Annotated in this window: 22 protein-coding genes and 1 pseudogene; 12 read left to right on the forward strand and 11 right to left on the reverse strand. The window is 44.6% G+C overall.

Features of this window, described 5'->3' with window-relative positions:
• Positions 1-8: 8 nt before the first annotated feature.
• The 4 genes from ACOQPM_RS07430 to ACOQPM_RS07445 form a co-directional block, all read right to left on the reverse strand.
• On the reverse strand, positions 9-788 hold the full coding sequence (locus tag ACOQPM_RS07430) for a DUF7507 domain-containing protein (protein WP_420628611.1): 780 nt from the start codon (positions 786-788) through the stop codon (positions 9-11).
• Between the two features lie 149 nt (positions 789-937).
• Positions 938-1,570: an NUDIX hydrolase gene (locus ACOQPM_RS07435; RefSeq protein ID WP_420628612.1), complete on the reverse strand. Its 633-nt coding sequence runs from the start codon at positions 1,568-1,570 to the stop codon at positions 938-940.
• A 24-nt stretch (positions 1,571-1,594) separates the two neighbouring features.
• Entirely contained in the window at positions 1,595-2,320 is a 726-nt protein-coding gene (locus ACOQPM_RS07440; protein WP_420628613.1) for a response regulator transcription factor, read from the reverse strand.
• Positions 2,321-2,471: 151 nt separating this feature from the next.
• Positions 2,472-3,194, reverse strand: a complete 723-nt coding sequence (locus ACOQPM_RS07445; protein WP_420628614.1) for a response regulator transcription factor — start codon at positions 3,192-3,194, stop codon at positions 2,472-2,474.
• Between the two features lie 106 nt (positions 3,195-3,300).
• On the opposite strand from ACOQPM_RS07445, the gene ACOQPM_RS07450 reads away from it, so the two are divergent.
• Positions 3,301-4,065, forward strand: coding sequence for a DUF4131 domain-containing protein (locus ACOQPM_RS07450; protein WP_420628615.1), 765 nt, complete (start codon positions 3,301-3,303; stop codon positions 4,063-4,065).
• Here ACOQPM_RS07450 and ACOQPM_RS07455 read toward each other — a convergent pair.
• Positions 4,046-5,770, reverse strand: coding sequence for a recombinase family protein (locus ACOQPM_RS07455; RefSeq protein WP_420628616.1), 1,725 nt, complete (start codon positions 5,768-5,770; stop codon positions 4,046-4,048). The two genes, ACOQPM_RS07450 and ACOQPM_RS07455, sit on opposite strands and share 20 nt — an antisense overlap.
• A gap of 169 nt (positions 5,771-5,939) precedes the next feature.
• Here ACOQPM_RS07455 and ACOQPM_RS07460 point away from each other — a divergent pair, with 169 nt between their 5' ends.
• Positions 5,940-6,152, forward strand: a complete 213-nt coding sequence (locus tag ACOQPM_RS07460; RefSeq protein WP_420628617.1) for a helix-turn-helix domain-containing protein — start codon at positions 5,940-5,942, stop codon at positions 6,150-6,152.
• 13 nt (positions 6,153-6,165) lie between these two features.
• Here the strand turns inward: ACOQPM_RS07460 and ACOQPM_RS07465 are convergent, their stop codons facing one another.
• Positions 6,166-6,366 carry a hypothetical protein gene (locus tag ACOQPM_RS07465; RefSeq protein ID WP_420628618.1) on the reverse strand — a complete coding sequence of 67 codons (201 nt, stop codon included), beginning with the start codon at positions 6,364-6,366 and terminating at the stop codon, positions 6,166-6,168.
• A gap of 118 nt (positions 6,367-6,484) precedes the next feature.
• Between ACOQPM_RS07465 and ACOQPM_RS07470 the strand changes: the two genes are divergently transcribed.
• From ACOQPM_RS07470 to ACOQPM_RS07480, 3 genes are all read left to right on the forward strand, one after another.
• Positions 6,485-7,597 carry a hypothetical protein gene (locus ACOQPM_RS07470; RefSeq protein WP_420628619.1) on the forward strand — a complete coding sequence of 371 codons (1,113 nt, stop codon included), beginning with the start codon at positions 6,485-6,487 and terminating at the stop codon, positions 7,595-7,597.
• Between the two features lie 250 nt (positions 7,598-7,847).
• Positions 7,848-8,180, forward strand: a complete 333-nt coding sequence (locus ACOQPM_RS07475; RefSeq protein ID WP_420628620.1) for a hypothetical protein — start codon at positions 7,848-7,850, stop codon at positions 8,178-8,180.
• Positions 8,167-8,454, forward strand: coding sequence for a hypothetical protein (locus ACOQPM_RS07480; protein ID WP_420628621.1), 288 nt, complete (start codon positions 8,167-8,169; stop codon positions 8,452-8,454). The genes ACOQPM_RS07475 and ACOQPM_RS07480 overlap by 14 nt, the downstream gene beginning before the upstream one ends.
• A 72-nt stretch (positions 8,455-8,526) precedes the next feature.
• Here the strand turns inward: ACOQPM_RS07480 and ACOQPM_RS07485 are convergent, their stop codons facing one another.
• Complete coding sequence (locus ACOQPM_RS07485) at positions 8,527-8,814, reverse strand: hypothetical protein (protein ID WP_420628622.1); 288 nt, start codon at positions 8,812-8,814, stop codon at positions 8,527-8,529.
• Positions 8,815-8,943: 129 nt separating this feature from the next.
• Between ACOQPM_RS07485 and ACOQPM_RS07490 the strand changes: the two genes are divergently transcribed.
• From ACOQPM_RS07490 to ACOQPM_RS07505, 4 genes are all read left to right on the forward strand, one after another.
• Positions 8,944-9,618, forward strand: coding sequence for a hypothetical protein (locus ACOQPM_RS07490; protein ID WP_420628623.1), 675 nt, complete (start codon positions 8,944-8,946; stop codon positions 9,616-9,618).
• Positions 9,618-9,746, forward strand: coding sequence for a hypothetical protein (locus ACOQPM_RS07495; protein WP_420628624.1), 129 nt, complete (start codon positions 9,618-9,620; stop codon positions 9,744-9,746). The genes ACOQPM_RS07490 and ACOQPM_RS07495 overlap by 1 nt, the downstream gene beginning before the upstream one ends.
• Positions 9,747-10,242: 496 nt before the next feature.
• The gene (locus ACOQPM_RS07500) at positions 10,243-10,494 is read left to right on the forward strand and encodes a hypothetical protein (RefSeq protein WP_420628625.1); all 252 of its coding nucleotides are present in this window, start codon (positions 10,243-10,245) and stop codon (positions 10,492-10,494) included.
• Position 10,495: 1 nt separating this feature from the next.
• On the forward strand, positions 10,496-10,798 hold the full coding sequence (locus tag ACOQPM_RS07505) for a type II toxin-antitoxin system RelE family toxin (protein WP_420630518.1): 303 nt from the start codon (positions 10,496-10,498) through the stop codon (positions 10,796-10,798).
• Here the strand turns inward: ACOQPM_RS07505 and ACOQPM_RS07510 are convergent.
• From ACOQPM_RS07510 to ACOQPM_RS07520, 3 genes and pseudogenes are all read right to left on the reverse strand, one after another.
• A pseudogene (locus ACOQPM_RS07510) lies at positions 10,787-11,269 on the reverse strand (DNA N-6-adenine-methyltransferase); the annotation flags it as partial. The gene ACOQPM_RS07505 and the pseudogene ACOQPM_RS07510 overlap by 12 nt on opposite strands.
• A 17-nt stretch (positions 11,270-11,286) precedes the next feature.
• Positions 11,287-11,694, reverse strand: a complete 408-nt coding sequence (locus ACOQPM_RS07515; RefSeq protein ID WP_420628626.1) for a DUF3102 domain-containing protein — start codon at positions 11,692-11,694, stop codon at positions 11,287-11,289.
• Positions 11,695-12,159: 465 nt separating this feature from the next.
• Entirely contained in the window at positions 12,160-12,453 is a 294-nt protein-coding gene (locus tag ACOQPM_RS07520) for a hypothetical protein (RefSeq protein WP_420628627.1), read from the reverse strand.
• A 92-nt stretch (positions 12,454-12,545) separates the two neighbouring features.
• Between ACOQPM_RS07520 and ACOQPM_RS07525 the strand changes: the two genes are divergently transcribed.
• Together ACOQPM_RS07525 and ACOQPM_RS07530 are read left to right on the forward strand one after the other, a co-directional pair.
• A complete protein-coding gene (locus ACOQPM_RS07525) occupies positions 12,546-12,977 on the forward strand; it encodes a hypothetical protein (protein ID WP_420628628.1) in 432 nt (143 codons plus the stop codon).
• Between the two features lie 275 nt (positions 12,978-13,252).
• Positions 13,253-13,558: a hypothetical protein gene (locus ACOQPM_RS07530; RefSeq protein ID WP_420628629.1), complete on the forward strand. Its 306-nt coding sequence runs from the start codon at positions 13,253-13,255 to the stop codon at positions 13,556-13,558.
• 29 nt (positions 13,559-13,587) lie between these two features.
• On the opposite strand, the gene ACOQPM_RS07535 is transcribed toward ACOQPM_RS07530, so the two are convergent.
• Positions 13,588-14,178, reverse strand: coding sequence for a recombinase family protein (locus ACOQPM_RS07535; protein ID WP_420628630.1), 591 nt, complete (start codon positions 14,176-14,178; stop codon positions 13,588-13,590).
• Between the two features lie 392 nt (positions 14,179-14,570).
• Between ACOQPM_RS07535 and ACOQPM_RS07540 the strand changes: the two genes are divergently transcribed.
• On the forward strand, positions 14,571-17,144 hold the full coding sequence (locus tag ACOQPM_RS07540) for a tetratricopeptide repeat protein (protein ID WP_420628631.1): 2,574 nt from the start codon (positions 14,571-14,573) through the stop codon (positions 17,142-17,144).
• Position 17,145: the final 1 nt, after the last annotated feature.

The following is a 17,145-nucleotide window of genomic DNA, read 5'->3' on the forward strand; positions in this document are numbered from 1 at the left end:
CCTAAACTTTAGTTCAGCGGACAACCCATTTCGTTCTGTTCTTCAAACAAATCCTTGGTGTCGTTAAATTCACCGCTAGCAAAGGCATCTTGAACCATGCTAATAACTTCGGCCGTGCTGTAGAGGTAATCTACGTCTGGATTGGTAGAGTTGAGCAGTGCTGCAACAGCATGACGAGCCAGTGCGTTCTCTTTGCCACCTTTCGCATCAGCACCTTCTAGCAGCGTACCGCCATAAGATACGCCAAATATCGCATCAAAGGAATCGCTAGGGCTGTAGCCAACCCAAGAATCAAAATGTTGATCCTGCTTCCAGTAGCCGGGGGTGCAACCATCACCGCCGCCTGGAGGTGGTGGGGGCGGCTCTTCACCGTAGTAATGACTTGGGTCACAGTCAGTGAGAATAACCTCGCCGTTGCGAATAACGTCTACGCAGCCGATGTTGGCATATTGACCAGCTTCAGCAATACCGTTTCCGGTACAAATCATTGTTTCACCTACTACTAGGCTGGTTTGGGGGCAGCTAACAGCCACACCCTGGTCGTCATAAACAACAAGGTTGTTCAAATCGAGGTTGCCAGTGTTGGTGACGATATACTCCCATAAAACGGGATCGCCAACCGGAATTACGGGGCCGGTCGGGTCGTCGGCATCTTCGCCATTGGTATGTTTTTCAATGTCGATGCCGGGGTTGGCGGCTGCGGGAGCCACATTCAGGGTTAAAAAGATGAAGGTGGCCAGTAGCAAAGTTGCTGCGGCCATTAAGCGAGAACGGGACAATGTAAGCATATTATGTGTTCCTCCTGCAGTCTTCTGCAATAAAATGGGTTGTCTAGGAAATTTGTACTAATCAGAATATAGTTTTCCACTTACGAAAACTATTACAAAAATATCTCATTGCAGAGGGTATCAAACGTTAAATTGGGAAAAGGCTATGCTTAATCGGCCATTTGTCGTAGCCGTTCTAAAAATTCACTGAGGATGATGGCCGTTGCTCCCCACACTTTATGGCCGCCGACGCTGTAGTAGGGCACGGTATAGGTTGCGCCGCGCACAGGGATGGGGCCAACCTCGCGGGTAGTGGGATTGAGCAGATGGCCGAGAGGCACTTCCAGAATTTCTGCTACTTCGCGCACTTCTGGCACAAAAGACGGCCGTTCCCCACCATTCACCCAGCCCACAAACGGATGCACTTCATAATCAGTCGGTGGAATGTAGATGCTGGTTAGCTCACCCAAAACGGCAAGTTGGCGGCTGGGCACCCCAATCTCCTCTTCTGTTTCACGCAGGGCGGCTTGCACGGCCGTTTCGCCAGGCTCTTGCCGCCCGCCAGGGAATGAAATTTGCCCGGCATGGGCATTCAAATCGTCGCGGCGGCGGGTGAGTACCAGGTAGGTTCTTTGTTGATGTGGGTAGAGCAGGAGCAGCACGCCGCCTACGCGTGGCTGGCCAGTTAAGTCTGGCGGGCGCTGGCGGTTGCGGTCGGTGGGCAGCATATGGTAATGGGCTGCGCGGGCATCGAAGTTGGGCAAGGAGAGGGCGCGTTGAATAACGGCCGTTGTCAGTTCCATTGTTAGCGTTCCAAACCGTAAACGCTACGCATCGGTGATGCGCCGGAAGGTATAGCCCACGCCCCGCTCAGAGGAGATGTAGCGCGGGCGTGACTTATCTTGTTTGTCTTCGATTTTGCGGCGCAGGCGGTGCATATGCACATGCAGCCGATCCTCGTAGGCAGGCTCCAACGGCCACAAGCGGCGCAAGATGAAGTCGGTATTTACCGTGTGGCCCGCACTCCGCATGAGGATGTAAAGCAGTTTGGTTTCCGTCGGCGTTAGGCTAACCGGTTTGTCGTTGACCAATGCTTGCCGGCTAGGAAAATCTATCACCAAGCGCTCATCCACGCGCGTGAGGGATTGCAGCTCATAGGCAAAGTCTCCCATCCGCTGCAAAACGCGCCGCACGCGTGCGGTCAGTTCGCCGGGGTTAAATGGCTTAATGATGTAATCTTCAGCATGTTCTTCCAGCCCTTCAACGACGGTGGATTCTTCGTTTACGGCCGTTAGCATAATCACGGGCAAATCGCTAAATTGATGGATCGAACGGCAAAACTCAAAGCCACTCATGCCGGGCGGCATGTGAATGTCTACGATGGCCAGGTGGGGCAAGCCATACTGGGTTATCACCGATAACGCTTCCTCGCCAGAACCAGCCGTCATCACCCTGTAGCCAGATTGTTCCAGCGCATGGCCCACAATCCGTAGGTTAAATGGATCGTCATCAACGGCAAGAATTCGGTAGTTGTTGATGTCTGAATCACTCATAAAAATGCCTCAATTATCAAATATTTGTCGAATAACGGCAGAAATTTCGGGTTGATTATAGGAATCTTCAGGCAATCCAACATGCTCTGCTTAACAATTTTGCAAAATTAGTACTAATGGTTGGGATGTTGGCAAGGATATTGTACTGAACTCAATCATCCTCCGGCAGAAATACGTACCCTTTGCGCCGTTTGGAAAAGATGTAGCGAATTCCACTCTTTTTGCGCTCAATTTTACTTCGTAGGCGATGCACGTATACGCGCAACCGATCTTCGTCGGCAAAATCATCTTCAGAAGGCCAGAGGCGGCGAAGGATAAATTCTGTAGCGACAACTTTCCCTTTTTGGCGCATGAGAATGTACAGTAGCTTGGCTTCGGTGGGGGTGAGATTGACTTCCTCGCCCTGCACAACGGCCGTTAACGTGGCAAAGTTCACGCTCAAATTCTCATCCACTTCTACAAACTGGGTCAGTGGATAGGCAAAGTAACCAATGGTACGCAAAACCCGGCGCACTCTAGCCAAAAGCTCTCCAGTTCTAACCGGCTTGGTCATATAATCTTCAGCAAAGCGGTCAATGGCTTCAACGATAGTGCTGCTTCCGTCAACGGCCGTTAGCATAATGATGGGCAAGTCTGAAAATTGCAGCACCCTCTCGCATAGTTCCAACCCGTCTATCCCCAGCGGCATGTTTATGTCGAAAATACCTAGGTGGGGCAGCCCCTCATTCTCCATAATTTCCAGCGCCCGCTCACCAGATTCGGCCGTCATCACCTGAAAACCCTGCAAGGCAAGGGTAACACGTACAATTTCCAGAATTGAGTGACTGTCATCCACTACCAAGATGCGGTACGATTCTGCGGGTAGGTCGTTCATAAGTTTGCCCAGTGGTTGGAATTTGGTAAAAAGGTATTGTATTGTAACAAACAGGCATTCTTAATTCCAGACGCTTGTTCAAAGTAAATCGCAGGAAAAATCGCATATGCTTCTCGTTTATTTGGGAATTGCTTGGTTTTTGGGGCTATGGTTGGGATCAATTCTGGCGCTTGATTGGCTGGTTTGGCTGTCGGTGGCAGGCGTAGGGGTGGTTGTGCTGGCACTGAGCGCAGCCAAAGGAGCCGTTTTCCTCCCCAGAAATCAATCCATCCGCTGGGGAGCCGCGTGTTTGGTCGTGTTGGCATTGGGGGCAATTCGGTATGGAACGGCCGTGCCTACCATAGACCAAAACCACATCGCGTTCTACAACGGCACGCGCAATGTCACCATCACCGGGCTGGTGGTAGATGAACCCAACGTGCGTGACCGCTTTGTGAATTTGCGCGTCGAAGTAGACAGCATTCAGGTTAGCGGCGGTGCCCAGTTACCCATGCAGGGCGTGGTGCAGGTGCAAACTTACCGCTTCCCTATCATCAACTACGGCAGTCGCCTGCGCGTAACTGGTATTCTGGAAATCCCACCCGAAGGCGAAACCTTCAGCTACCGCACTTACCTGGCACGGCAAGGCATCCACAGCCTCATGGCACTGCCCAATGTCACCGTCATTGCTGAAAATGCGGGCAATCCGCTGTACCAAGCCATTTTTGCTTTCAAAAGCCGCGCCCAGGCCACCATTGCCCAACTCATCCCAGAGCCGCAGGCTGCACTGCTCACTGGCATCTTGCTAGGCAACGACAACGGCCTGCCGCCCGACCTGGATGAAGCGTTCCGCATCACCGGAATGACACATATTATCGCCATCTCAGGCTAGATAATAACCCAAAATTAGGGCTTGCTCCGCTCCCAATCGGGGGTGGGGAATCGGTAACGTCATCATTATCAATTTCAAACGTCCCATTAAGCTCCCCTTCAATCGTAAATGTTTGAGAGTTAGAATCAACCCAAATCACATCAACAATTAGGGTCAATATTTTTCGTTTGAGATCAAAGGGAATCTCTATTGAAGATGAAGAACTATTGCGAACATCTTCGATTTTTCTTCTTAGCTTTTCAAGAGATTGCAGAGCGATTTGCTTTTGTTCTTCAATAGATAGAGCCTCCGTTATCTTCGCCTCTATCTTTGACCTTGCTATCACTAGATTATTGCGTCGAAACTTCAAGTCATTCATCTTTTCTTCAAATTCATCTAATGAATAAATATCGCGCTGATAAGCAGCTTCGTATTTTTCCTGTTCTTTGTCTAATTTGCCAGATTCTCGGTCTATGAAACTCAGCTGTTCCTCGTAACCCAACACAGCTTCTTCCTCTGTACGCTGTTCTAAACGGCGAATAATGGCGGAGGGGTCGTAAATAAGATTCTCAATTTCTTCCCATACTCGTTTCTCTAGGACATCTGCATACACAACAGGGGAGAGACAAGCAATTTTTAATCCTCGTGCCTTCTCTGAGTTTCGTGAATTGCACTTATAATAGCGAACACGGTTTTTTGAGCCGCCAATATCAGTGACAAAAGCATACCCATCACACAAAGCGCATTTAGTGAGTCCAGAAAGCAACCAGTTGCGTTTTTTAGAGTTCTTCATAGACCTTTTGGCATTGCGCTTCATAACCTGTTGGGCTTTGTCCCATTCCTCTGGGGTAACAATGGCTGGCACGGGAACGTGAATCCATTCCTCTTTCGGACGCTCCTTCATTCTTATTTTTGGCTTTCCATTTGGCCGATATTCCCCAGTGGGTACACCGTAATGACGGTTGGCGTAAAAGTCCCCTTTATAAACTGTTGATTTTACTAATTGGTGTAGTGTTCCTGCTGTCCAAAACTTTGTCTTAAAACGGGCAGGGATCCCCCATTGATTGAGAGCCTTCGCAATTTTGTATAAGGACAGTTCGTAATAGATAATCTTTTCATATACCCATCTCATTACTTTGGATTCTTCGGGATGAAATTCATATTGGCTTTCTTTCGTGAGGATATAGCCATAGCGGGGACGTTTGGCAGTTACCTTGCCCGACATTGCTTTATAAATATTGCCCATTCGCATACGTTCTTTAGCTTTCCGCATTTCTTCCTGAGCCATAAATCCACGAATGTAGCGTTCCAATGAGGAACCTGGGTCTATATAAAAGTGGGTTTGAATTTTGGCGCGGTAGAATTCTTCCAAGAGAAAACCCTGTTGCCAATCAGCATTGCGTGATAGTCGATCAATGTCTTCAAAAACAACATGATTTGCTTGACGATCGTTGCGGATGTTGTAACGCAAATTCAATAGGGCGGGGCGATGTTCAAAATCGAAGCCTGAGTAGCCATCATCAAAGTAAATGTTATCAAAGACAATCCGCAAATTGTTACGGATCGCCGCTGTGTGGATATTCTGTAATTGCCTTGTGAAGCTAGACCCCTCTTCGACTTGACGTTCCGAAGAAGCACGCAAATAAGCGTATGCGTCTTCACCTGCTGGATTTCCTAAATAACCATCTTGAGAAAGCGATTCAAACTCTACCCGTAAATCATTCATTACTTTTCTCCAATACAATACAAGCCAGCCTCAATGTATGAGGCTAGTAAAAACCGTTGGTTTCCTTTAGGTGTTTGGCAGTGGTCGAGGTCAAAGATAGAATCAGGTAATCAAGGAGAAAATTAGTTTGATAGACCTCAAAATCTACAGTGTAACATAGTGTAATATAATGTCACATAATGATACATCAGATGCAGATTTCAGGCAAGAATGGTTCACGGTTAATGAAGCCGCGAACTACCTTCGTGTCACGCGACAAACCATTTATAGATATATGGATAATGACTTACTGCCCTACTATGAACTCAAATCTGGTCGGGGAAGACGAATACGTCGCTCAGACCTAGAATCCTTGTTGGAACCGCCCCAAAAAAGAGATTAGCCCCTGCTCCAATTTAGGGAGCAGTCAGTTCTTCATTTTCTAAATTGTCAATGCCGTTTGGAACATTCGCTTTTGTTTGGCTCTGTTTGGGGCTTTTTTCGATACGATGCAATTCATACAAGTATTCAATAAAAAGATCCAAAGCAACATCTAGCTTGCTAACATCTTCTCGTGTTCTAGGAAAGTTGGGTAAGCTGAAAGATTCTGAAAGCATTGTGTTTACCTCTGTGACTTCTAGCCCTGTAAATAAGATAATCATAGAAAATAAAAAGCCATTTTAGAATGATGTATCTATGCAGAATAGATGCGAATTATGCGAATAATAGAGAGCAATGACTCAAGATTCATCTAGCAAAGTAACGGATCAGCAGTATAAAGATATGTTACAGGCGTTGAAGGATTTGGGAGATAGTAGCAAGCTAGCAGATTCTCCACTTATATCGAGCTGCTTAGTAGAAAATCACACTAAAGAAAATCCTCACATCTTTTCCTCAGAGGCTCTACGCAACGTTCTGACCGAATTGTTGAACTTGCTAGGGGTAGGTTCAAAAAACCATGCAAATCTACTCCACACTAGATTCTGGAAGGGCAAAGAATTAACAGAAATCTGGGATAGTGAAACCCATAATCCAAAAATGTTAGCTTACCGAACAATTCAGCTACATCAGCGGACGGGCATCCATAAACTAGCCGCATGGTTTCAAGAAAAAGAAACAGCCTGCCAGCAACATGCCTCGTCTTTAGATACAAGCAGCAAACGACGGAATGAGGAAATCGGAGCATCAGAGTTGGTTGAAAATGCCTCAGAATTTGTTTATACACAACCCACATTCTTGACTAAAATCATTGAGGATTTTCATCAAACTACTATTGGTCAAACGCCTGAATCATGGGGGGCTTATGGTGGTGCGAACATCACGCCTACCGTCCAGGCCATCGAAGAAAAGAGGCCGACAAAGCACGGCCTAAGTTTTCCCAGCATTGCCAATCAACAGGTCAACAAAGACCTAATTTACAAACCCGTTCAGGTATCCGCACCTTATGAGATCAAAACGCAGTTGACCTTTCAAAACGAACCCGCTGATCGGGCAGGCATTGTCATTGGCTGGCAAAATCGCAGCCAGCTCATTCGTATCCAGGCAAATTTGTATTGGAACCATCTTAGCTATTGGGAAAAAGTAAGCAATCTACCCATGCAACGCCATATGGTTCAGATTCCCGATGTTATTGAAGTTGGTACGCCGTATTGGTTGACCATGCAGGCTGATATTGATAAGAGCCAAAAACGCTTTGTTATCGTCTCTTGGGCCACAAGTGAACAAGATTTTGTGCCAATATTGGCAATTCAGAATGTGCAGCACCCCCTTACTGGCTACGTCGGCCTGTCTACCTCTGGCCCTAATCTACCCTATGTCCATTTCCATACCTTCCAGATCGCAACCTAAGCCGAGCGCGTAAAGCCCCATCTGGGGAGCCTGCGAGGTCATTGCCTCACAAATAATGCCGCACGCTCTGAGCCATTCATGCTACCATTTTTGTAAGTAGGTCTTGGAGCCAAACCCAATGAGTGGTTAATCAATCGAATAGCAGCAAAGCCCGAATCATTTTCGGTGTCTTCGGCTGCACCTGAAACCAAAAGGAGCGTGTGGAATGTGTCAATTAGGGCAAACCCCTATCCCGATTCTGTGTATTACCATGAGTGACCTGCAAGCCGCTGCTCAAACAAAACAGCAGCAGCTTTTGACAACCGAACAAATCGAGCAAGTCATTTACCGTCTGCGGCAAACGTTACAAAACAACCCTTTGTGGCAAGCGCAGCTAAAAAACTGCATTGAGGAAATCATATTGCAAAGTGCCTATGAGCGTTGGCTACAAACTGTAGGTGACAACCTCTGGACAAAGGCAAATATAGGCGTAGCGGATGTGACTGTGCCGATAGCAGATTTCTATGCCTTGTTTGTAAATGGAACCGAACCAGAACAGGCAGCAACGGCCGTCTTACAGGAGGTTTGCTGTGAGCAATCATAATAAACCACTGTTCCCGCTCGGTCATACCATTTTTACAATGGGGGCGTTAGACGCATTTATAAGAGCTGGACAGACGGCCGAACAGTTTTTGCAACGGCATCAGATGGGTGATTGGGGTGACATGGTAGAAGCGGATAAAGAGCAAAACAATCTTGCTGCAGAAGAAGGGCTACGGATTTTTTCAGCCTACAAGTTGGCTACCGGAGTCGAAATTTGGGTGATTACTGAATGGAATAGAAGTGCAACAACAATTTTGCTGCCGGAGGAATATTGACGAAAAAGGGGGCAGAGAATAGCCAAATATCAAATTTTGATGGCCTTCTCTGCCTTTTTTTGCAAGGTTTACTTACACCTTTAACCGACGCGGATTGGCCTGTTGGCAAGCACGCCGCCATTGGTACCGAATCTCTTTCTCCTCAATTCCCATATGGTGGCAAGCGACCTCAATTTCCGAAAATACGGCTTGGGGCGATTTGTAACCGCCGTTCACAATACCTGCAATTTTGAACAAGCTTTGCCAATATGGATTGCCTGGAACATAGATATTGGTTTCTGCAGGCAAGCTGCGTATTTTGTCTAGCTCTCTTTCTACTGCCGTTTTTGCCCAACGTTCTGGTCGATTAACATTATTCATTTCACCCTCCGTCTATGTTAGAAACTTATCCCAATTTCACTATACAGATCAGCTGCGTCATGTGGAACAACCCATTGCAAACATTGCTACCGCTCTTCTCGGTTTGCTATCATTTAAATAAGTCGTTTTATGAGCAGTCTAAGTCCGCTAAACAACACAGCCTTTCTCCAACAAATAATCATCGCCGTATTGGGCTGGTCATGGATTGAATATCTGGCCGTGGGTTTGAGGCTAGCACGAAAGCTGTGGCGTGGAATGGCCGACGAGGGTATGTATGAAGTGCTTGAATATGAAACGACGTTGGAATTAAAGAACAAGTTGGGAAACAAGGCCGTTTTCAGCAAACGCCAAAAGGTGAAGTATCTGCAAAATAATATTATTGCCTATCAAGATCAGGCATGGGGTGACGGGGAAATATTGCTGGATTACAGCTGTTCTCCAGGCATCGAGGCTGACCGTTACCGACCCGACCAAAAAACCTATATCCTAATCTCTCTGCGTGAGGAGAAACAAAAAGGGGATATGGATGAGTTTCATATTGAGTGGGGCATCAAGGATGGATTCCTACGCAGTGATGAGCAATGGGGTGCCACAATCAGCCACCGAACTCATTTTTTGAAATCACAAATCATTTTCCCGAAATCTCGTCCACCTATTCAGGCTTGGGCAGTTGAGCAACTGTCGAACAAGAAGCATCTGCTAGACCAAAACACAACGCAACTTCCTGACGGCCGTTGGCTAGTTCAGTGGGAAACGAAAAGGCCACGATTGCACGAAAACTACATTATCAAGTGGGAATGGTAATGAAAAAACGACAGACCCGCGCCGTCTGCCGTTTCTCTGAACTACCTAACTTCTATGTGCCAGAACCACCAGACATGCGTGACGCTCCTTTTGCAATTGCAGTAAACAAATGCGGCCGCAATCAGTAAACGATAAAGCTGACTATGGAATTGGGTAAAGAAGTTGGGCTGAATTATAAGCGATACCGCCAAGATTAGCCAATATTATCAGATTTAGGCGGGGTCTTGGGTTTTGGCCCCGGCCGAATGTCGCGGGCAAGATATTCTCTGACTACCTCTTCTGTCGTGTACCAATTTCGTCCTGGCTTTATGCCCCAAATCTCGCCACTGCTTACCAATAATCGCAGATGACTTGGGGACAGCCCGCTTAGTTCAGCAGCCTCTCTCAAAGGGATAAGTGCGTTCAGCTTTGGCTGATCGTCATTTCCCTCATTTTTGCTGCTTCCCATGAGGCGATCAGAGATTCAAAATGTAAATCTTGTTAATTTCTACCTCCATTGATGTTTGAGAGATTATATAAGGCAAATAGGGGACATGCTATAATCTATTCACTATGTCGTTCGCGCCAAACAAAAACCGAATACCCACCGTACATTTTCTTGAAGCTCAAGAGAGGCTAGGGGAATTGGTAGAACTTAGCCAAACGCAAGGACAGCCTTTTCGTATCGTCAATGAAAATAAGCCTGTTGCTTGGCTGATTAGTCCCCAACATATGTATGAACTCAATCTAATGATTAGCCTCATTTTGCAAAAGGATGCTGGGCTTGCTGATACATTGGCGATTTTGGCGAATGATGAAATTCAGCAGCAGCTAGAAGAAAGCACCACTGACATTGAGGCAGGAAAAGGGACACCATTAGAAAGTCTCCTTGAATAATATGGCAAGGGGACAAACCTATGAAATTATCATATCCCCACGCGCTAGAAAGCGATTTAAGAAGCTCCCAAAAGATTCACAAAAGAAAATATATTCGTCCTTACAAGCCTTGAAGGAGGAACCTCTTACAGGGTATCCGCTTGAGAAACCGTTTACCCAATACCGCTCCCTAAAAGTCAAAGCAAATCGCGTTGAATACAGAATCATTCATCAAGTGAAAGCAACATCTGGTGAGGTGTGGATCAACTTGATTGAGCCAAGAGAAGAGGTTTACAAGAAGCTAAAAAACCTACTAAGACAGTAACTTAACCTTTTTAGCCACCGTGCCAAATTCCGAGAAAGCACGCACAAACTTCGCCTCACTCGCCCCCATATAGACAAAAGCATTGCTGTGGGTTGGTTGTTCTGCGGTAGCGGCGTCTCTGTAAAACTTGATGCGATGGTCGGTAAAGCAAATGGGGAACGCCCAAAGGGGTGAAAACCATTTATTGCTCGGCACGGCATTGACCAGCAAGATAGCCTGTTCAACCTTTCCACTTTGATATTGCTTGATGAGGTAATCACTCCACTTGGCCTGGTTACTCACCCCCTTCTCTGCGCCATAGGGCGGATTCAGAAAAACACGCCCCCACCATTGACGGCTCAAGCCATCATCGACGATAGAAAAATAAGTGGCTGCCCTAACAACTTTATTCGCAATTTCATTGCTGGCTGGGTCTAAATCTATACCCCTCATGACCTCACGAACGGCCGCTATATATTGGGGCGGTGTGTACCATTCATTCGAGGTGCTTAATACGACTGCACAATGGAAACGGCTTGCCCATAGGTGATTTTCTCGCCATCATTGGCACGGTCCACTGCCTCGATTCGGGCTTCATTAGGCGTGCTAGGTGCAGCTAATAGATACAGTGCAGACGGAGCTAGGTGTAAATCCGCAAAATTTGTGGTTTTGAATGCTTTGGCCACCCGCATGAAGTTGAGGGCTGTAGTTTCTGTCCAATCAAATTCGGAGCGTAACCATTTGCCGAAAGCTCCATGTGGTAGACAGGTTTTGACTTCTATCAGCTTTAAGCCAATGATGACAATATCCTCGGCCGACCGCTTCATGAGCTGACGGATTTCTTGTGTACGCTTCAGAATAAAGCTTTGTCCATTGTTTTCTAGCTGGTTGTAATCAAAGGTGGCTTCTAGCTGCATACGCGACTGGCTAAGCTATTTCCCACCAAGAAAACAGCTCAACATCATTCTACACTTTTGGGAAAGTAGAGGGAGATTCTAAGTGAGGCTTGGCCACTAAATGTGGCCACTTCTTTTAAGCGGCAAAAGAACCAAAGCCGATGCTACGCATCAAGATTCTGACGAATTACTTGATTGTTGCTGATAGCACCTTTAGAAAGCAAAACGAACGGAGCATCTGGCCAGAGGCGGAGCGTGCACTTAGCCTGGCGAGTGCGCGGATGCCGAACGCACGCATGGAGTTCTGAGCATAGCGAAGAATGCGGAATGCGCTGTGTTGGGCAGGAGCGAAATAACGAGCCAAATAGGGCTATGTGTACAGCGAAGATGGCGGGTCAGGATGCGGAGTGGGGTCGGATGGAAACGGCCGTTCATCATAAGGCTAAAAATGTGTAGTAGGCAAGACTATGTAGATATTACTTCTCTTTAGAGGCCGCTGCGCCTCCCCCGTTTGGGGTTTAAGAGATGAACAGGGGTATCTTTGCTTATCATGGACAATCTTGGGTTGAGCCAGTAAACAACCACTTTATTGTCTCCTTTCTCTTTGAATTCATCATCAGACAGATAGTTTTGAGGCGGGTTACCTACATCAATTAGCCGACCCTGTTTTCGTAGCTGCCGCAGTCGTCGCCGTAAACTCACGAGGTGCTTGTAACCAAAGTATCGTGCTGCTGATTCGATTGTCATCCATTGATTTTCTTGCATATATTTAGTTGACATAATTATATCAAAATGCAATAATGTTTTCACATAGAAACATTATGTAAATTATTTAATCTTGTGACTTTTTTATCACGAGAAAAGGAGGATAAATGAGTTTCAATTGCTTCACTATGTTGACAATAAAAGGGGACCCAACATCTTTAAAAGAGTTTAAGGTAAAAGCCCAAGGACAAGATACCAACCTATCCCTTGTTAAATTACATGACAAGCCCAAGCATCTGGACACAGAATGGTGGCTAGAGAAACAATTCGGTCTAACCCATGAACTTTTCACTGTTGAAGAGGAACATACAGAGAAAGAGTTAAATTACGGGTTCGAGACCTATGATGAACCGCCATTTACATGGTTGAAAGAGATATCAAAAGCATATCCTCATTTGGAGTTTGCCATTCGCTACTATGATGACAATGAGGATGAAGACAACGAAGAGGACAGAGTTTGCGAGGTTCAAGCAAGAAACGGAGTTTTAGGTCAGCCTATTGAGGTTGATATAAATAAAGATAACGAACCTAGAAATTAGCCAATTCCGTACCTTTGCAGAGCAAAATGAACGGAGCATCTGGCCAGAGGCGGAGCGTACAATTAGCCCGGCGAGTGCGCGGATGCCGGACGCACGCATGACGTTCTGGGTGTAGCGAAGAAAGCGGAATGCGCTGTGTCGGGTAGGAGCGGGGACACGAGCCAAATAGGGCTATGTGTGCAGCGGAGATGGAGGTACAGGATGCGGAGTGGGGTTGGATGAAAACTGCCGTTTTCCTCGTTGAAAAATGTTGTGCGGCATGATTTAATGCACTTATGGCATTAACAAAAGAAGATTTACAGGCGATACAAAATTTGCTTGGCGACTTAGAAAACAGGATTGATGAAAAGTTTGAAGCTCATCGAGATTGGGTGGGGTTTGAATTAGACAAACGAATTAAGCCACTTGAAGAAAAAATATCCCATCTACCAACGAAAGCAGAATATTTCGACAGTATGGATGCCCTTATGAAAGAAATTCAAGAGTACCGTATGGAGCGGGTAACATTGGGTAGCCAAGTAAAACGATTAGAAAAACGTGTGGAAACGGTTGAAGCGAAAGTCGGAATCAAAAACAGCTAACAGGCACTTCATAATAAGCAAACCCACACTTAAATCTTCGGCAACCTCCCCCTTTGGCTCAAGTAGGCATAGAGCGTCGATTTAGAAATATTCATCATTTCACAAATAGCCTTAATGGGATACTTCTTACCGCCATTGGCATCATTTTCATCATACAGTTGGTAAAGTCGCTGGACTTTTTCACGGTCCAGACTTTTTGGCCGCCCCCCTTTTTTACCGCGTGCCCTTGCTGCCGTTAATCCTGCCTTAGTTCGTTCACGAATCAAGTTTCTCTCAAATTCTGCCAATGCCCCGAAGATATGAAAAATCAGCTTGCCCCCACTGGTCGTTGTGTTGATGGATTCTTGTAAGCTCTGAAATCCAATTGAACGATTTTCAAGCAGGGACATCATTTCGATGAGATTTTTTAGTGAACGGCCGAGACGATCCAATCGCCAAACAACTAAGGTGTCCTCACCATCCCGCAGGTAAGTTAATGCTTCCTGCAATCCAGGGCGAGCAGATTTTGCCCCGCTCATTTTGTCAGAAAATATTTTTTTGCAGCCAACTTTTTTGAGAGCATCTTCTTGAAGGGCTAAATTTTGGTCGTCCGTCGAAACGCGAGCATAGCCAATAAGCATGATGAAATTGTAACGTGCGGAAACTCATTATTTCAAGCACTTTTTAGACGATGATTTCTGGAATGAGTTACTGGACTGGTTAAACTAGATTTGGGGGAATTTTGAATCAGAAGATTAAGGAGTCCGAAAAACGGGGATTTTTAGTCATCGGTTATGATACATGTGTATTCTGAAATGAATTATTTGTAAATCATACAAAGAAAACGTCCATGCTATCATCGGCTGAGTTTTCCTAAACGTTTACAATCTTCACAACGGGCTAACCTTACAAAGGCAAGGTTAAGGTTAAGAAGAAAAGATATAATTGTTTAACACTTTCTTTCATCTTAAATAAAATGAAATTATTATTGTAATTTCAACATATTTATGTCCAATCGTAAGGGGAAATTATCATGCCGTTTGAAACTTGGTTAAATAGTTTATCACAACCGACAAGAGAAATTCTTTTAGGTGCTGCGGGGGATTATTTAGGTGGAATAGCGAGCGAAATAACATTTCGGTTATTGGGAAATGCAAACTATCATATTCGTAAACGATTCAAAACAGAGCCGATGCAAGCTGCATTAAATTGTGCTATGTCTCAAGCCTTATATAAATCCATTAATTTACTAACAGAAGAAGATGAATTGATCATTCATTATATTGATATTTTGGGCGAATGGATGAAGCAAGAGGTAGTTTCTGGTGAGTTGGCTCAATTAATAGATCCTAGATCAAGCTACCAATTAGATTTGACTAGATTAGAACGAACATTTCGACTACTAGATTATGCTCCAGAGTATCTTGATATTGATTTTTTTGATTTTGTGTATCATTTTGCACACTATTTTCAATTGGCATGTGATGAACAAAAAGAGTTAAGAGAAATAGTTAATATTCGTCTTGTACGAGTAATCACATCACAGTTAGAAGAAATTACTCGGCTAGACAGTAGAACTGCGGTCGCGTCTGAACGTACTGCCTTGGCAACAGAAAGCATAGCGAGTGCACTTGTACCATCAAACCAGCAAACAAAATTTACACTCCCAAATCTTAAACATAACCTGCCACAAAGAGTATATAATTATTTTGTTGGACGAAAAGGAGAAATTGATCAGTTATTTACATTACTTTCCCCAAACCATCAAGCATGGGTTATTGTAATAGATGGAATTGGAGGTATTGGAAAAACAGCTATAGCATTGGAAGCTGCTTATTATTATTTCGAACATGTGAATGAAATATCGCCTTCTGAAAGATTTGAAGCCATTATTTGGGTATCAGCTCAAAACACAGTTCTTACAGGAGAGGGGATAGTTTCTCGCGTTCAGGTTATCAGATCCTTAGATGACATTTATACAACTATATCTGTAGTTTTAGGCCATGAAGAAATTTTTAATAGAGCTTCAAGTGAAGAACGCCATGAATTGGTGCGGCGGTTCCTAACTGATCAAAGAACTCTTTTGATAATTGATAATTTGGAAAGTATAGATAATAGTAATATTCTCAATTTTTTGCAGGAATTACCAAAACCTACTAAATGTATTGTCACAACTCGACACCGCATTAACGTTGCTTTACCTCTTAGATTAGCTCCCATGGATGAGCAAGATGCCAAATCTTTAATTCTCAGAGAGTGTGAAGAAAGAAAAATTAGACTTGAAGATCAAGAAGTGGACCAGATTTATCAGCGAACTGAAGGAGTTCCCCTTGCAATGGTCTGGAGCATTTCACAAATTGCCCATAATGATGATGTAGCTGCAGTTTTAAGACAGGTAAGACAGCCTTCTGGAGATGTACTGCACTACATACTAAAGGACACATTTACTCTAGTTGAAAACAAACCTGCGAACACACTACTCCTAGCAATTGCCCTTTTCCCTCAACATGCTACAAGGGAAGCTTTGAAAAATGTTACTGGTATGTCTATCTCCATTCGCGATAACGGATTGGAAGAACTGGAAAAACTGTCTTTGATTAATAACTCGAAAGGCAGATTCAGTATGCTGTCCATTACTAGAAGTTTTGTAACACATTTGTTAAATGAAGAGACTATTGTTGATATACAAAAGAGAATTTTAGAATATTACCAAGATATGATCGCAAAAGGCAATCCAGAGCTTCTCACTTTAGAAAGGCAAAACATAGTAGGCATAATAACTGTAGAACCAGCAGGGGATTCCATATCTTTAAGCAAATTAATAATAGAGGTCATCAAGCAATTCATAGGATATCTCCTAAATTTTGGTTTCTGGGATGATGTATTAAAATGTAGTGCAGCAGGTGGAAGACTCGCCAATGAACTCGGTGATTCTATTCAACATATAGATTTCATACTGGATCATGAAGAGTTTATCCATTACTTACGCAATGATTTCGATAAAGCTGAAAAAGTTACAAAGGAAGCATTAAACCTATCATTGAGTATTGGTTATTCTAATGGAAAAGCTAAAGCACTCAGAAATTTGGGAGTTTTGTCCAGAAGACGTGGAGATGTGCCTCAAGCCAAAACGTATCTTTTAGAGGCTCAAGATAGCGTCGATGGAGTGGGGGAGTTATATCGACAAATATCTGGCACTCTGGCATCTGTCTATCGTCGATTAGGCGAGTTTGAAACCGCTAAAGAAATATTAGAAAAGGAAATTGAAGTTTGTCGTCATAACAAAGAAGATGAAAGAGACAGGTTATCTATAGCCCTTGGAAGATATGGAACGTGCCTTTTAGAATCTGGACAACCACAAGATGCAATTCAATATTTTGAAGAGAGTAAGTTAGTTGACATAGAGTTAGGTAGAAATTCAAGCATTGGTTTTAATTTCTTTAAGCTTGCCAAGTGCTATAATCTATTAGGGAAACAAAATATAGCGAAGAAAAATGCTCAACAAGCGTTAGATGTTTTTGTTGCGATCGGCGACCAGCACAATATGCAAAAAACGCATTCTTTTCTAAAATATATCGAGGGCGAAGTTTCTGATCTTGTGGAGTAGA

Source organism: Candidatus Leptofilum sp., from assembly GCF_965223525.1.
Classification (GTDB): Bacteria; Chloroflexota; Anaerolineae; order Promineifilales; family Promineifilaceae; genus Leptofilum.

What these genes read in the sequence shown, in the direction of transcription:
- ACOQPM_RS07515 (WP_420628626.1), bottom strand. Translation starts at nt 11,694, where the DNA reads ATGCAGCTAGAAGCCACCTTTGATTACAACCAGCTAGAAAACAATGGA.
- ACOQPM_RS07530 (WP_420628629.1), top strand. Translation starts at nt 13,253, where the DNA reads ATGGCATTAACAAAAGAAGATTTACAGGCGATACAAAATTTGCTTGGC.
- ACOQPM_RS07470 (WP_420628619.1), top strand. Translation starts at nt 6,485, where the DNA reads ATGACTCAAGATTCATCTAGCAAAGTAACGGATCAGCAGTATAAAGAT.
- ACOQPM_RS07540 (WP_420628631.1), top strand. Translation starts at nt 14,571, where the DNA reads ATGCCGTTTGAAACTTGGTTAAATAGTTTATCACAACCGACAAGAGAA.
- ACOQPM_RS07520 (WP_420628627.1), bottom strand. Translation starts at nt 12,453, where the DNA reads ATGTCAACTAAATATATGCAAGAAAATCAATGGATGACAATCGAATCA.
- ACOQPM_RS07445 (WP_420628614.1), bottom strand. Translation starts at nt 3,194, where the DNA reads ATGAACGACCTACCCGCAGAATCGTACCGCATCTTGGTAGTGGATGAC.
- ACOQPM_RS07490 (WP_420628623.1), top strand. Translation starts at nt 8,944, where the DNA reads ATGAGCAGTCTAAGTCCGCTAAACAACACAGCCTTTCTCCAACAAATA.
- ACOQPM_RS07435 (WP_420628612.1), bottom strand. Translation starts at nt 1,570, where the DNA reads ATGGAACTGACAACGGCCGTTATTCAACGCGCCCTCTCCTTGCCCAAC.
- ACOQPM_RS07505 (WP_420630518.1), top strand. Translation starts at nt 10,496, where the DNA reads ATGGCAAGGGGACAAACCTATGAAATTATCATATCCCCACGCGCTAGA.
- ACOQPM_RS07465 (WP_420628618.1), bottom strand. Translation starts at nt 6,366, where the DNA reads ATGCTTTCAGAATCTTTCAGCTTACCCAACTTTCCTAGAACACGAGAA.
- ACOQPM_RS07535 (WP_420628630.1), bottom strand. Translation starts at nt 14,178, where the DNA reads ATGCTTATTGGCTATGCTCGCGTTTCGACGGACGACCAAAATTTAGCC.
- ACOQPM_RS07460 (WP_420628617.1), top strand. Translation starts at nt 5,940, where the DNA reads ATGTCACATAATGATACATCAGATGCAGATTTCAGGCAAGAATGGTTC.
- ACOQPM_RS07450 (WP_420628615.1), top strand. Translation starts at nt 3,301, where the DNA reads ATGCTTCTCGTTTATTTGGGAATTGCTTGGTTTTTGGGGCTATGGTTG.
- ACOQPM_RS07455 (WP_420628616.1), bottom strand. Translation starts at nt 5,770, where the DNA reads ATGAATGATTTACGGGTAGAGTTTGAATCGCTTTCTCAAGATGGTTAT.
- ACOQPM_RS07430 (WP_420628611.1), bottom strand. Translation starts at nt 788, where the DNA reads ATGCTTACATTGTCCCGTTCTCGCTTAATGGCCGCAGCAACTTTGCTA.
- ACOQPM_RS07495 (WP_420628624.1), top strand. Translation starts at nt 9,618, where the DNA reads ATGAAAAAACGACAGACCCGCGCCGTCTGCCGTTTCTCTGAACTACCT.
- ACOQPM_RS07485 (WP_420628622.1), bottom strand. Translation starts at nt 8,814, where the DNA reads ATGAATAATGTTAATCGACCAGAACGTTGGGCAAAAACGGCAGTAGAA.
- ACOQPM_RS07440 (WP_420628613.1), bottom strand. Translation starts at nt 2,320, where the DNA reads ATGAGTGATTCAGACATCAACAACTACCGAATTCTTGCCGTTGATGAC.
- ACOQPM_RS07525 (WP_420628628.1), top strand. Translation starts at nt 12,546, where the DNA reads ATGAGTTTCAATTGCTTCACTATGTTGACAATAAAAGGGGACCCAACA.
- ACOQPM_RS07475 (WP_420628620.1), top strand. Translation starts at nt 7,848, where the DNA reads ATGAGTGACCTGCAAGCCGCTGCTCAAACAAAACAGCAGCAGCTTTTG.